At 48.2% G+C, this 13551-nt stretch carries 12 protein-coding genes, 2 tRNA genes and 1 pseudogene; 4 read left to right on the top strand and 11 right to left on the bottom strand.

Annotated elements, in window-relative coordinates; translation table 11 throughout:
- From OCV62_RS18790 to OCV62_RS05880, 8 genes and pseudogenes are all read right to left on the bottom strand, one after another.
- Positions 1-78 (bottom strand): annotated as a pseudogene (locus OCV62_RS18790) (DUF5720 family protein); the annotation flags it as partial.
- Positions 79-125: 47 nt separating this feature from the next.
- Complete coding sequence (locus OCV62_RS05910) at positions 126-986, bottom strand: helix-turn-helix domain-containing protein (RefSeq protein ID WP_262585576.1); 861 nt, start codon at positions 984-986, stop codon at positions 126-128.
- 66 nt (positions 987-1052) lie between these two features.
- Positions 1053-1343, bottom strand: a complete 291-nt coding sequence (locus OCV62_RS05905; RefSeq protein WP_262585575.1) for a DUF5720 family protein — start codon at positions 1341-1343, stop codon at positions 1053-1055.
- 12 nt (positions 1344-1355) lie between these two features.
- Positions 1356-2285 carry a ParB/RepB/Spo0J family partition protein gene (locus OCV62_RS05900; protein ID WP_256167927.1) on the bottom strand — a complete coding sequence of 310 codons (930 nt, stop codon included), beginning with the start codon at positions 2283-2285 and terminating at the stop codon, positions 1356-1358.
- Positions 2242-3063, bottom strand: coding sequence for a ParA family protein (locus OCV62_RS05895; RefSeq protein WP_156346854.1), 822 nt, complete (start codon positions 3061-3063; stop codon positions 2242-2244). Before OCV62_RS05895 ends, OCV62_RS05900 begins: the two co-directional genes overlap by 44 nt.
- A gap of 119 nt (positions 3064-3182) precedes the next feature.
- Positions 3183-4916, bottom strand: coding sequence for a 23S rRNA (uracil(1939)-C(5))-methyltransferase RlmD (gene rlmD, locus OCV62_RS05890; protein WP_262585574.1), 1734 nt, complete (start codon positions 4914-4916; stop codon positions 3183-3185).
- Between the two features lie 250 nt (positions 4917-5166).
- A complete protein-coding gene (locus tag OCV62_RS05885) occupies positions 5167-5433 on the bottom strand; it encodes a DUF4366 domain-containing protein (protein WP_416822285.1) in 267 nt (88 codons plus the stop codon).
- Positions 5434-5527: 94 nt separating this feature from the next.
- Positions 5528-8050: a UvrD-helicase domain-containing protein gene (locus OCV62_RS05880; RefSeq protein ID WP_262585583.1), complete on the bottom strand. Its 2523-nt coding sequence runs from the start codon at positions 8048-8050 to the stop codon at positions 5528-5530.
- Between the two features lie 186 nt (positions 8051-8236).
- Here OCV62_RS05880 and OCV62_RS05875 point away from each other — a divergent pair, with 186 nt between their 5' ends.
- Positions 8237-8548: a YerC/YecD family TrpR-related protein gene (locus OCV62_RS05875; RefSeq protein ID WP_118763568.1), complete on the top strand. Its 312-nt coding sequence runs from the start codon at positions 8237-8239 to the stop codon at positions 8546-8548.
- A gap of 166 nt (positions 8549-8714) precedes the next feature.
- On the opposite strand, the gene OCV62_RS05870 is transcribed toward OCV62_RS05875, so the two are convergent.
- Positions 8715-9740 carry an ABC transporter substrate-binding protein gene (locus tag OCV62_RS05870; protein WP_262585572.1) on the bottom strand — a complete coding sequence of 342 codons (1026 nt, stop codon included), beginning with the start codon at positions 9738-9740 and terminating at the stop codon, positions 8715-8717.
- A 184-nt stretch (positions 9741-9924) separates the two neighbouring features.
- Between OCV62_RS05870 and OCV62_RS05865 the strand changes: the two genes are divergently transcribed.
- The 3 genes from OCV62_RS05865 to OCV62_RS05855 all read left to right on the top strand — a co-directional run bounded on the left by OCV62_RS05865 (position 9925) and on the right by OCV62_RS05855 (position 10951).
- Positions 9925-10572 (top strand): DUF1836 domain-containing protein, encoded by a 648-nt coding sequence (locus OCV62_RS05865; RefSeq protein WP_117960116.1) that lies wholly within the window; start codon positions 9925-9927, stop codon positions 10570-10572.
- Between the two features lie 183 nt (positions 10573-10755).
- Positions 10756-10829: transfer RNA gene (locus OCV62_RS05860), tRNA-Val, on the top strand.
- 49 nt (positions 10830-10878) lie between these two features.
- Positions 10879-10951, top strand: a tRNA-Ala gene (locus OCV62_RS05855).
- A gap of 297 nt (positions 10952-11248) precedes the next feature.
- On the opposite strand, the gene OCV62_RS05850 is transcribed toward OCV62_RS05855, so the two are convergent.
- Together OCV62_RS05850 and OCV62_RS05845 are read right to left on the bottom strand one after the other, a co-directional pair.
- Positions 11249-12370 (bottom strand): M50 family metallopeptidase, encoded by a 1122-nt coding sequence (locus OCV62_RS05850; protein ID WP_262585571.1) that lies wholly within the window; start codon positions 12368-12370, stop codon positions 11249-11251.
- Complete coding sequence (locus tag OCV62_RS05845; protein ID WP_262585570.1) at positions 12367-13515, bottom strand: 1-deoxy-D-xylulose-5-phosphate reductoisomerase; 1149 nt, start codon at positions 13513-13515, stop codon at positions 12367-12369. Before OCV62_RS05845 ends, OCV62_RS05850 begins: the two co-directional genes overlap by 4 nt.
- Between the last annotated feature and the right edge of the window lie 36 nt (positions 13516-13551).

Here is a 13551-nt window from a genome sequence, read left to right as displayed (position 1 = left end):
ACCGTGATAATTCTGCGCTCCTGCCTTTGCCCGCATTTCTTCCATCAGCTGCCCTATGGTCTTTCCCTCAGACATCATGCTTGCTCCTTTCTCCCGGCAGTTCCGGGCAATAAAAAAGCGACCATTTACCAGCCGCCATACAGATCGTGATTTACTTGTGAAGTGTAATGATTGCTTATCGTGGTCGGTGCATTGAACAGAACGGTCAGAAGATACTGCTTCATGTTGCGAATTTCCGTGGTGTTCTTCTGTAAACAGTCCATGATAAACTCAATGTGCGAGTTATCCAGCTTCAAGAACCTGGAACGAACGATTTCATGCGGAAAATCACTTCCTGCAATACGGGTGGTCTTTCGCTTTGCACAGACCGTTTCCACGATTAGCTCCACAATCTCATCCAAATCCTCCCGATAAGTTTCATACTGCTGACACAGGTATTCATACCCGATATTCTCCTGAATCAATTCCCGATAACTCTCTATCTCTGTGAGTGACATCGCATCCCTTCCTTTCCGTTCCGGCAGACAATCTGCCGCGCAATCCCGGAAGGGAATGGAATCGGTACTTAATCCATAAATATTTTGTTTTTGAGTATTTGATTTCTCTATATTTAATTCTGCGGGCTTTTCCGTATCCGGTTTATCCATATACGGGTTTTCCGTATCTGGTGAATCCGTATCCGGTTTTCTAAGCTGTGGCTGCTCGTATATGACATACTCTGTATCGCTGATGCGTCCCTGCCGGTCACGCAGCTTGTGCCGCACAATGTAACCGGCAGCCTCCAATTCCCGCAACGCAGCGCCTATGGCATCCACGCCCTCCTTACAGATCTTTGCAAGACCACGGGTAGTGTAGTTCCAGTCCTCTGGCAAAGATAACATCATGGAAAGCAGTCCCTTGGCTTTTAACGACAGGTTTGCATTTCGTAAATGATGATTGCTCATCACGGTATAATCACGGGTCCGTTCAATGCGAAAAACGGCCATCGACCTCACTCCTTCCGAATTTTGGGTACAAAAAAACCACAATCCTAAATCAAAGAATTGTGGCGTTCAACTTTCTCTACATTTTCTTGTGCATTTCTTTCCCGGCTTAAAGTCGAGAATGTGTCCCTCAACAACACGGGCATACCGCTTGATTTTGATTTTCCGGCGCTGATGATCTTGGAGAGCGTTCTGATAGCTGTCCTCTGCAAGAAACAGACGCATTTCATCACCTCTGCTCCCGTAAGCACTGCACGGATGGAGAACAACAAACTCAATCATCCATCGGGTGCTGTCCTTAAAGCGTTCCACAGCAAGAATGTTATGTCCTTTCAGCTCCCTTGCTGAAATATCTTTCATAGGCGGCTCCTTTCATCGTTCCTGGTCTCTCTGACGCTTTTTCTGCCATGCCTCCAGCAGCTTGATGATGGTTTCCTGCATCCGCTGGGGCGTATAGCTTTTAGGAAAATACTTCCGCAAGGTGTCAGAGGTAAATGTCACTCGGTCCAGATCGCTTTTCTTTTCCTCACCCATGATGACACGCATCATATCGAGGGTCAGATGCCCCTCCTGACTGTATTTCTTGAGCCGCTGGGCTTGAGAAAGAGAAGGGGTAGCCTGTTCGCTGTCCATCGCGTCCAACAGGTCTACCTGTTCCTCCTTTTTGAGAAAGGACAGCTCATAGGCGGGATTTAAGGCAATTTTCTTTTCATCCACCATGTCCAGCAGTTCGGGAATCAGCTCAGTCAAGCGAATAAATCTCTGAACCTGCCTTTGACTTTCTCCTGCTTGATTTGCAACCAGCTGAATTGATGTCTGCGACTTCTCGCCAACTTGGCGAGAAGTTAAATCTGAGCGTTCTCCCTGATGTTTTATAGCCTCCAACTTCATTTTATAGGCAAAGGCCCTCTCACTTGGAAGCAGGCTTTCTCGTTGCAGGTTGCTGTCAACCATAATAATTGTGGCAGCGTCATCGTCCAGATCACGGACAATTACCGGCATGGTCTCTTTTTCTGCCAGTTCACTTGCTCTGTGCCGTCTGTGTCCGGCCACCAGTTCATAACCACCCTCCGGGTCAGGGCGGGCAATCGCAGGAACCAGCACACCATACTGCTTGATACTGTCTGCGGTTTCCATCATTGCTTCGTCATCCTTGACTTTGAATGGATGCCTTTTGAACGGGTGCAGTTCCGACAGCGGGATTTCTACTACTTTTTCTCTCTGAGCATCGGCACGGCTCTCCTCCGTAGAAAACAGATCATCTACCGATGCCAGCTCTACTTTTTTCGCGCTGCTTTTCAAGTTTCAACACCTCCTTCGTCAGATTTCGATACCCCTCTGCCACCTTGCCGCCAGGGTCATGGGCGAAAATACTTTTTCCCTCTGCGCTAATTTCCTTTGCCCGGACAGAATGGGGGATTTCCGTTCCAAAGACTTTGATTTTACTTCCATAGGTGTCCCGCAGCAAAGCAGCAATCTCTTTGGCAAAGTTGGTGCGGTTATCCACCATCGTCAGCAGGATACCGTCAATCTGGAGCTTTGGATTGATCTGCCGCTTTACCTTGCTGACCGTAGATAAAAGCTGTTCCAGTCCTTTGGCGGGCAGATACTCTGCCTGAACGGGAATTATGATCCTGTTCGCAGCCGCCAGCGCATTGACCGTAAGCATCCCCAACGAGGGCTGACAGTCAATCAGGATATGGGAATACTGTCCCTTTAGTGTGTCCAGATATTGCCGTAAAACCGTTTCACGGCTCATGGCGTTTACCAGAGAAACCTCCATACCGGAAAGCTGAATATCCGCAGGCATCAGGTCAACGCCTTCTACATGATGCAGAATACCTTCTCCGGGGCGTATAGGCTGATCCATCAGAATTTTGCCCATTGCATCCGACAGTGTAAATGGCAGCTTGTCTGGTTGCGGATTTCCCAAGCTGATTGTCAGGCTTCCTTGCGGGTCCCCGTCGATCAGAAGCACTTTCTTTCCGGCCTGTGCCAGACCTATTCCCAAGTTCGCACAGGTTGTTGTTTTGCCAACGCCGCCTTTCTGGTTGGCGATGGCGATGATTTGTGTATTCAAATAAACCTCCTCCTTCTACAAAAAATATCCCTATTCCGAAAAATAGGGATGAAAAAAGCCGCTTACTCAAATAAATGAATAAACGGCTATGTAAGAAATATTCGATTGTAAGTAAAGTTTTATATCACTGCAAAATACCGAAGTGCATCTTTGATTGCTTCTACCTTTTCTGGTGTCGTATGCTTCCTCGGCTGTTTCAATTCTTCTACCGCATTAGGAGCATCATACATTGGCAAGCCTAAATCTCTCTTTACCTCTGCGATATATGCGGTATGTACTTTGAAGCCGTATTTCGCTTCTATGTACTCCTTAATCATTTTGTAGGTCACTTTTTCTTTGGGCTTGTACGCTTCGGCTCTTTTAGCAATACTATCTACCGGAATCTTGCCCTCGCCCTCTCCAAACTCCACATCAATGTGGATATAACTGTCGGCTTTTTTGTGGGATAAAAGAACTACCGTCTCAATCCCGGTTGTCCAAGGGAACTGATCCACAGGGACACACCGCTGCACCTCATAGCCGTTTGCGATGAAAATCTCCAAATCCCGCGCAAGGCTCGTCGGTTTACAGGAAATGTATACCAGCTTCTCCACCCCATAACCGATGATTCTGGAAAGTGCTTTGGGATGTACGCCATCCCTTGGAGGGTCGAGAATGATAAAGTCCGGCTTTTCTTCGATTTCATCCAGTACCTTTAAAACATCTCCTGCGATAAACTCACAGTTCTCCAGTCCGTTTTGCTTCGCGTTTTCCCGCGCAGCAACAACTGCCTCCTCCACAATCTCCACACCAATGACTTTTTTTGCAACCGGTGCCATCAGCTGCGCGATCGTACCTGTGCCGCTGTAAAGATCGTAAACGATACTGTCCGGCTTTCCCTCTTCCTTTACCAGGCTGCCGACATATTCCCGCGCTGTCTCATACAACACCTCTGCGCCGCAGGTGTTCGTCTGGAAAAAGGAAAATGTCGAAATTCGAAATTTCAGTCCAAGCAGCTCTTCATAAAAATAATCCCTGCCGTACAAAATTTCACTGCTGTCGCACTTGACCGCATCCGACATGGAGTCGTTCGTAATATGCAAAATTCCGGCGAATTTTCCGTTCAACGGAAGGGAAAGCAGTCGCTCTTTCCAGCTTTCCAGATCAACTTCCTGCTGCGTTGTCGTTACAAGCGCTGCAAGGATTTCTCCCGTCCTGGACGCCCTGCGCACCAGCAGATGCCGCAAATATCCCTCATGGGTATAGCGATGATAAAAGGGCGTCTTTTTCTCTTCAAAATAATAAAGTGTCTCCCGCAGGATCGCACTGTAGTCGTCGTCCACAAGACGACAGCCATCCACCGTTACGATATCATAAAAGCTGCCTTTTTTATGCATGCCCAGTGCCAGAGGTCCATCCTTTACCTCGTCTCCGAACGTAAATTCCATCTTATTGCGGTATCCGTAATAAACAGGGCTCTGACGGATCGGCTCGATCTGACAGACGCTCTGCTGTTTGGAAAGCACCGGCTCCAGCAGCTCCCTGACCTGGTTTTCCTTTATCTTCAGGCTTTCTTCATATGGCATGGAAATATAGCTGCATCCGCCGCAGATATTAAAATGCGGGCAACCGCCGTTTTCAACACCGACAGTTTCTATCGGCGATTTTTCCAGAATTTCCTTTAATCTGCCCTCTCCCTTGCCTTTCCGCACCTTTGTTATAACGACAGAAATCTTCTGTCCCGGCAGTGCACCTTTTACCTCGCAGATTTCTTCTCCATCTGCCGCACCTTCCAGCGGCTCCAACACCACCATTGCACGGTTCGGGAATTTCACATTCCGCACCACGCCTGTCCTGATCTGTCCTTTTTTCATCTCTCCTCCATTCCACAAACATACTGCCATGCAAAAACATATTTTATTACAAAACGGGATGTCCCCACGAAAAGCGAAATTTCTGATTTTTCCGCTCCCGCAAGAACATCCCGTCATCTCCGGCGTGCGCAACCCTATAAAGTTTTATCTGCACACTTCCAAATCGCGTTCCTACCGTTCCAAACCAAAGGGTATTCAGACACACAAAAACCGTGATCTGTCTGCTCCTGATGGTATGTCTCCGCGATCCTTAGTCCTCTTTCTTCTCTTCGGAAGCTTCTTTTTCAGGTTCTTCCTTGTCCAGATCCTCGTCCTCAAAATCATCGTCAAAGTCGTCGTCAAAATCTTCCAGATAATCCGGAGTCAGATAACGATATACTGCATAGGCAACTGCTGCCACAGCCGCAACGATGCCGATAATCGCCAGAATCCAGAGAATCCAGGTCTTTTTCTCTTCTTTTTTCTTCGCCGCCTCTTTGTACTTCACCGCTTCCAGAATTTCATCCAGTTTTACCATATTATCTTCCATCCTTTCTGCTTGTTTTCATGATTCAATCGTCGTGTTTATCATACCACCCTTTTTTTACTTTTACTATATGAATCCGGAAAATTTATAGTTTTTTCAGTTTTGCAAACGCCGCATACATAATCTTCTGACCCGCTCCATCGAACTGGATCGTCACCTTGTAATCCCGCGGATCGTCCACGATCTCCGTCACCGTTCCGTCGCCGTATTTTAAGTGCCGCACACGGTCGCCAACACCATATTCCAGCGCTGTAGATTTTACAGAGCCTCTGGAAATTCCGTTCACGCCGTTTAAGCTGCCAAGCCCCTGCGCGATAAAAGGTTTTCTGTCCTCTGCGGTTTTTTTCGGCTTCACAACTGCCCTTGGCTTTCCATAGCCGGTAAAGCTGCCGGTCGAAAAACTTTCCCCGGAAAAGCCTGTTTTGCCTGACGCAGCGAAGCTGCCTTTAGAAGCGCTGCTCCTTGTGTCTGCATTCAGCGTGCCAAAGCTGCTATTTCCAAATCCGCTGCCTCCTGTCTTGCTGCGTCCGGTGGAGCCAAAGCCGTTCCATCCGCCTGTGCTCTCGTTCTTTGAGCTGCCGCCTCCAAAGCCGGAAAAACCGGAGAAACCGGAAAATCCTGAAAAACCGCTGTAATCATCCGTCTCTTCTTTTTCAAAGGAAAACCGTTTCGATCCTCCTACCCTCTGGTCGAGCAGATTTGCGGGAATTTCCTTAACGAACCGGCTGACCGGATTATACTGCGTCTCGCCACGAATCATACGTTGCTTTGCACAGGTGATCGTAAGTTCCTCCCGCGCACGGGTGATTCCGACATATGCCAGACGACGTTCTTCCTCAATCGCAGTCGGGTCGTCGTCCATGATGCTCATATAGCTTGGGAATATGCCATCCTCCATGCCAGCCAGATAAACGATCGGAAACTCCAGTCCCTTTGCGGAATGCAGCGTCATCAGAAGCACTTTATTATTGTCGGATTCCACGCCATCAATATCCGCAACCAGCGCAACCTCCTGCAAAAAGCTGCTCAGCGTCGCATCCTCGTGTGCCGCTTCAAACGCAACCACCTTGGAAATTAATTCGTTGATGTTGGCGATTCTGTCCTCCGCCTCCTCATCATCCGACTCCTGCAACTCTTTTACATAGCCGGTGGATTCTACGATATCATCCAACAGCTGTTTTAATGTATAATATTCCAGCTTCGCCCGAAAGGACTGGATCAGCGTCACAAACGGCTCCAGCTTCGATGCGCTTCTGCCAAGCCCGGGAATCTGATCCGCCTGCCGCAGGGCATCGTAAAAGCTCATTTCGTTTTCTTCCGCATATGCCTGCACGCGGTTGACTGTTGTTGCACCGATTCCACGCTTCGGAATATTGATAATTCTGCGCACCTGCAAGTCGTCCTGTCCGTTGTCAATCGTCTTTAAATATGCCAAAATGTCCTTAATTTCTTTTCTCGCATAGAAATTGACGCCGCCGACCACATCATAGGGAATCCCTTCTATAATAAACCGTTCCTCCAGCAGTCGCGCCTGGGCATTGGTCCGGTAAAGCACTGCACAGTCTTTATAATCTGCTGTCCGATTCCGTTTTCTTTTGCAAACATCATCTGCAATAAATTCCGCCTCTTCATATGCAGTATCCAACTGTTTAAAATGGATCAGGCTGCCTTCACCCTTATCTGTCCAGAGAATCTTCTTTTTTCGTTCCACGTTGTTTTGGATCACCTCGTTGGCAGCATCCAGAATCGTCTGGGTCGAACGGTAGTTTTGCTCCAGCTTGATGACCGCAGCTTCCGGAAAATATTTTTCATAATCCAGAATATTGTTGATGTTGGCACCCCGGAACTTGTAGATCGACTGATCGTCATCACCTACAACACAAAGATTGCGGTATTTATCCGCCAGCAAACGGATCAGCTCAAACTGCGCCGTGTTGGTATCCTGATACTCATCCACCATAATGTACAAAAAACGCTCCTGATAGTACGCAAGCACCTCTGGACTGGTTTTGAACAGCTCTACGGTTTTGACAATCAGGTCATCAAAATCGAGTGCATTGTTCTTTTTCAGAGCTGCCTGATATTCCTGATAAACGGACGCGATTTTCTGCTTGGAAAAATCTCCCATCGCGGAGAGCGCATATTCCGTCGGGGAAATCAGCTCGTCCTTTGCGGAAGAAATTGCGGACATCAGGCTCCGTTCCTTATAAACCTTCGTATCAATCTGCAGCTTTTTGCAGACCTCTTTGATGATGTTCTTGCTGTCATCCGTATCGTAAATCGTAAAATTTGTCGAATAGCCGAGGTGGTCGATGTAACGTCTCAGAATCCGCACGCAGGTGGAGTGAAACGTCGAAACCCAGATCTGTTCCGCGCCGTGCCCGATCAGATCGTCCACTCGTTCACGCATCTCCCCGGCAGCTTTATTGGTAAAGGTGATCGCCAGAATATTCCACGGCTTTACGCCTTCGTGCTCAATCAGATAGGAAATACGGTGCGTCAACACCCTGGTCTTTCCGCTTCCCGCTCCCGCCAGAATCAGCACCGGTCCCTTTGTTTTAAAAACAGCTTCCCGCTGTCTGTCATTTAAGGTATCGTAAATGCTCATAGTTCCCCACTGTTTCCTGTTTTTTTCCATCTATAAGTGTCTTTTCGATTTTAACAGATTTTAGTCTGCGATACAAGACGAAAGACGCTGTCTTTGTCCGCTTTACTTTTAGACTTTAATATGTTAAAATAGAAACATATGGACGAACGAAGTCCACTCCATTAGAAAAGTAAAGGAGTTAGTCGGATGAACAAAAAAATTAAAACGGAGGCCGTAGATCACCTGTTTGACGCGATCTTGAGCCTGCAGAACAAGGAAGAATGCTACGCATTTTTCGAAGATCTCTGCACTGTCAATGAGCTGCTTTCCCTCTCCCAGCGTTTTGAGGTTGCAGCCATGCTAAAGGAAGGCAAAACCTATCTGGATATCGCAGAAAAAACAGGCGCTTCCACTGCTACAATCAGCCGCGTCAACCGTTCCTTAAATTACGGCAACGACGGCTACGAGTTGGTTTTCTCCAGAATGGCAGAAGCTTCCGAACCCGATTCGGAACAGTAAGTCCCGCAGGTCCAAGAGGGGGTACCCTGCAACAGGATTTGGAATCGGATCCGGTGAACACCGTAATGCACACATTTTGTCTACATTACATGAGTAAAAAAGAGCGAAGGCTCCGGAAAACTTTTCCGGCGTCTCCGCTCTTTTTTTGCTGCTGTTTTCAAAACGCTCAGCGCTCCAGCGCCTTTTTTGCAAACTCTGTATTGACCAGATCTTCATATGCAACGCGGTTTGTCAGCTCGCCGCCCTCTTCCAGAATATCCTGCAGCAGAACAAATGCATCCTCCGAGAAAATCAGGTCGGTTTTCCACGTATCCTGCTCGACATAGCGTCTCACAATCGCCGTCAGCACCGCTTCGTCCGTTTCCGGGAACTGCGGCGCAATCATCTTTGCGATTTCTTCCGGCGTGCTCTGTGATACCTTTTCCATGCCGCGCTGCAGCGCATTTACAAAGGCCTGCACGGTATCCGGGTGCGCTTCCAGATAACTCTTTTTCGCAGAAAATGCCGTATAGGGCACATAACCGGACTCTTCTCCCAGCGAAGCGACAACATAGCCGTCACCTTTTTGCTCCAGGGCAGTTGCATGAGGCTCGAATTCTACTGTGAAGTCCCCCTGCCCGCCGGAAAATGCTGCTGCCGTGGAACCAAAATCGATGCTCTGGTCGATGGAAAGATCTTCGGTCGGATCAATGTTGTACTGCTTTAAAATATATTCAAATACCATTTCCGGCATGCCGCCTGCCCTGCCGCCCAGCACTTTTTTGCCCTTCAGCATATCCCACTCGAAATTCTCGATCGGTTCCCTCGCAACGAGGAAGTTTCCGGCACGCTGCGTCAGCTGTGCGAAATTGATCAGATAATCCTCGGCTCCGCCGTTTTTTGTATATATCGTTGATTCGGAGCCCATGAAACCGATATCCGCCTCTCCCGCCAACACTGCCGTAACGGTCTTATCCGCACCGAATCCTGTCACCAGCGTCAGATCAATGCCCTCTTCTCTAAAATAGCCCTCTTCTATTGCCACATACATTGGCGCATAAAATATGGAATGCGCCACCTCGTTCAACGTAACCTTCTGAAGTTTCTTTTTCTCCCCTCCATCCGATAAATCTTTCTTCTGCCCGCAACCTGCCAGCATGCCAATCGTCAACGCCGCTGTCAGCGCCAGACATATCCATCTTCTTTTTTTCATAAAATAGCTGCTTCCTCAACACATGTTTCTTTATCCTATGCGCTCCTATTGTCCCATGTGCTGTCCCTTCACAGAATGGTCTTTCTATATTGAGTTTCTTTTCTCTTGTCATCTGGTTTTGAATACTATATAATGAATTCATTAAACAATCTTCATTATCTTATGGAAAACAGGAGCATTTCATATGACACTGGAAACAGGGGATCTTTTACAAAGTATTTTGGATAGTCTGGACCGTATTGATTATATCCGTCCGGATGATATCCCAGATATCGAATTATACATGGATCAGGTGACGACTTTTATGGACAGCCGTCTGAAAAATGCTGCCCGTAATCCCGAAGTGGACAAGATCCTGACCAAAACCATGATCAACAACTACGCCAAAAACGACCTGCTGCCGCCGCCCGTCCGCAAGAAATATTCCCGCGAGCACATGCTGCTTTTGATTTTTATCTATTATTTCAAGGGCATCCTGTCAATCAGCGACATTCAGACCGTATTAAAACCGATTACCGACCGTTTCTTTGCCGGAAACGAAGGGCTGAAGCTTGAAACGATCTATAACGAGGTGTTTAGTCTCGAGCGGGAAGAAGTTGAAGTAATGAAGCAGGACGTCGTACGCAAATATCACAAAGCTCAGGAAACCTTTTCGGATGCTGCCACAGAGGATCAGGAATTTCTCCAGACCTTTTCTTTCATCTGCATGCTCAGTTTTGACGTCTATGTTAAAAAAATGTTGATTGAAAAACTGATCGACAGCTGCAGCGCAAAAGAAACAGACACCACAGAACACCGCTCCCGTCACAGTCGTTCTGATAAAAAACAATAGAATGCACGCTCTGCGAGCATTCTATGTCATGAATCACAGTAACTGCAGCGTTTGCAAACGCTGTACCGCTTCAGTTTGCAAACGGTACGTCTGCTTATAACAGCATGACTGTGAACAGCATTTTTTTCCATCTGCCACTTGATTCCTGCCTGGAAAGTGCTAAAATAAACTTTAGCAGGAAACGGAAGTATAGCTCAGCCGGGATGAGCGTTCGCCTCACACGCGAGAGGTCACGGGTTCGAGCCCCGTTGCTTCCATATCAGTGCCTTTTATGAAAGGTCTGATTTTTCTTCATAAATTATGTTTGGGCTCGTAGCTTAGCTGGGAAAGCGCTGCGTTCGCAACGCAGAGACCGTGGGTTCGAATCCCATCGGGTCCATCCAAAATAAGCCGTTAGAATGTTGATTCTGACGGCTTATTTTCTGTATACACAATAGAATGCACGCTCTGCGAGCATTCTATTGTTATAAACTGTATAAAAAAGAATCCTGCGAAGCAGGATTCTCCGCCTGCGGCGGGTCGCGCAAGCGACATTCTTCCATTCCGCTGCAGTGCGATCCGCGCGGAGCGTTTTTATTTCATAGGACGTATTTTCCTATGAAATAAATAACTTGAGCGGCTGCACCATCTTTTGGAATGGGGCAGCCGCCCAAGCGGGTTCCTATCCGAAACCTTTTCACCCGATAATTCTCTGAATATCATTGAACATCACAAACACCATCAGAACCATCAGTGCGACAAAGCCCGCGAAATGAATGACGCCTTCTTTTTCCGGTGGGATCGGTTTTCCACGAAGTACCTCCAGGAACAAAAATACCAGTCTGCCACCGTCCAGTGCGGGCAGCGGAAGCAAATTCATCACGCCCAGGCTGACTGACAGAAGCATCGCCAGATTGACCATGTTCATGAACACAAGCATCGGTCCGCCGGGTTCTGCAGCTGTTTTCACCTGATCCACGATCTGTGCCATGCCAACCGGTCCTGCCACGTCGTTCTTGGACAACTTACCCTCTACCAGGGATTTCACGCTCAGCACGGAATTTTTTATGCAAAAGCGCAGCTGGTACCAGGCATAACGGAACAGCTTTGTCCCCTTCGCCTCATCATAGGACGCATAATTCTGAAAGCCGACCAGATATTTACCTGCTTCTTCGTTATAAATCGGCGTCAGCGTCGTTTCATACTCCTGACCGTCACGCTCATATACCACTTTTACAGGCTCTCCGGTTTTATTCAATGCCATTTCCAGGGAAATTTCCCGTGCCAGATTGATTTTGCTGTTAAACCGCAGGATTTTGTCTCCCGCCTGCATTCCGGCTGCCTCCGCTGCAGAACCCTCCACTACGCTGCCAAGCACCGGCAGATCTGCACCGGCGTAACCCGCAACCATAATTGCGAAAATAAATGCCAGTAAAAAGTTAAACAACGGTCCGGCAAAAACAGTGGCAATCCGGCTCCATACCGGCGCGTTCTGGAAATTTCCGCGATCCACATCCACCGGCACATTCCGCAAAGCGCCCCGTCCGGTTTTATCCGCCGGCGTGCCTGCGGCAGATGCCTCTTCTTTCGCCGCTTCCAGTCCGTCTTCCCCTTCAAAAATGCATGCGCCGCCCAACGGGAACGCCCGCAGCACATATTCCGTTTCCCCCTTTTTAAAGCCTGCAATCTTCGGTCCCATCCCGATTGCAAATTCATTCACACGGATGCCGTTCACTTTTGCAATCAGGAAATGACCAAATTCGTGTCCCATTACGATCACGAAAAAGATCAGTAAAAAAATGATGATTGTTCCGATCAAAGTTTCATCTCCTGCCTGATTTGTTCATAGGTCTCAGCCTCTGCCTGAAGGATCTGCACCACATCAGGATTTTCTATAGTATGATGATGCTCCATCGCCATTTCCAGGATTTCCGGAATCTGCACGAAACGGATCTTTTTCTGAAGCAGAAGCTTGACAGCCATTTCATTCGCCGCATTGAAAACGGTCGGCATACTGCCGCCTTCTCTTGCCGCCCGATAGGCGAGCGCAAGTCCCGGAAACGTCTCGGTGTCCGGTGCTTCAAAGGTCAGCTGATGGATTGCAAACAGATCCATAAATGGCGCGTTCATCGGTCTTCTTTCCGGATAAACGAGGGCATACTGGATTGGCAGCTTCATATCCGGAAGCCCGAGCTGTGCAATCACCGCACCATCGTCATATTCCACTGCGGAATGCACAATGCTCTGCGGATGCACAACAACCTGAATCTGATCAAGAGATACGTCAAACAGCCACTTCGCTTCCATCACTTCCAGCCCCTTATTGACGAGGGATGCCGAATCAATTGTCACCTTTTTGCCCATCGACCAGTTCGGATGCTTCAACGCATCCTCCAGCGTCATCTGCTCTAAGTCCGCACGCTTTTTTCCGCGGAACGGACCGCCGGAGGCTGTCAGCAAGATTCTGTGGATCTGATTATCCGCTCTTCCCTGTAAAGACTGGAAAATTGCGGAATGCTCACTGTCTACCGGCAAAATCGGAACCTTTCTTTGAGCGGCCAGCGGCATGATGATATGTCCTGCTGTCACCAATGTTTCTTTATTGGCAAGCGCAATCGTCTTTCCGCTTTCAATCGCTGCGATGGTCGGACGGATACCGATCATGCCGACCACCGCCGTAACGACAACGTCGCTTTCCGGGAAAGACGCGATTTCCAGCAGTCCGTCCATCCCGCACACGATTTTGACCGGAAGATCTGAAACTCTCTGCCGAAGGTCAGCCGCCGCTTCCTCACTCCACATTCCCGCGATCTGCGGATGAAATTCCCGAATCTGTTTTTCCATCAGATCGACATTCTGCCCTGCTGCCAGCGCAACCGCCTGTAAATCCTCATTATCCCGGATAATTTCCAGGGTCTGGGTTCCGATTGACCCCGTAGAACCCAATATTGCTACTTTTTTCATATAGTTTTCCTCTCCTGTACCCGCTTATACACAATT

The sequence above is a fragment of the Gallintestinimicrobium propionicum genome, assembly GCF_025567525.1.
Classification (GTDB): Bacteria; Bacillota; Clostridia; order Lachnospirales; family Lachnospiraceae; genus Gallintestinimicrobium; species Gallintestinimicrobium propionicum.
The sequence above is the reverse complement of the archived record's forward strand: the minus strand, read 5'-3'. Positions and strand labels throughout refer to the sequence as shown.

Excerpts from the sequence above, each read along its gene's own strand:
- OCV62_RS05910 (WP_262585576.1), bottom strand. The coding sequence starts at position 986 with ATGGCCGTTTTTCGCATTGAACGGACCCGTGATTATACCGTGATGAGC.
- OCV62_RS05905 (WP_262585575.1), bottom strand. The coding sequence starts at position 1,343 with ATGAAAGATATTTCAGCAAGGGAGCTGAAAGGACATAACATTCTTGCT.
- rlmD (WP_262585574.1), bottom strand. The coding sequence starts at position 4,916 with ATGAAAAAAGGACAGATCAGGACAGGCGTGGTGCGGAATGTGAAATTC.
- OCV62_RS05885 (WP_416822285.1), bottom strand. The coding sequence starts at position 5,433 with ATGGTAAAACTGGATGAAATTCTGGAAGCGGTGAAGTACAAAGAGGCG.
- OCV62_RS05880 (WP_262585583.1), bottom strand. The coding sequence starts at position 8,050 with ATGAGCATTTACGATACCTTAAATGACAGACAGCGGGAAGCTGTTTTT.
- OCV62_RS05875 (WP_118763568.1), top strand. The coding sequence starts at position 8,237 with ATGAACAAAAAAATTAAAACGGAGGCCGTAGATCACCTGTTTGACGCG.
- OCV62_RS05870 (WP_262585572.1), bottom strand. The coding sequence starts at position 9,740 with ATGAAAAAAAGAAGATGGATATGTCTGGCGCTGACAGCGGCGTTGACG.
- OCV62_RS05865 (WP_117960116.1), top strand. The coding sequence starts at position 9,925 with ATGACACTGGAAACAGGGGATCTTTTACAAAGTATTTTGGATAGTCTG.
- OCV62_RS05845 (WP_262585570.1), bottom strand. The coding sequence starts at position 13,515 with ATGAAAAAAGTAGCAATATTGGGTTCTACGGGGTCAATCGGAACCCAG.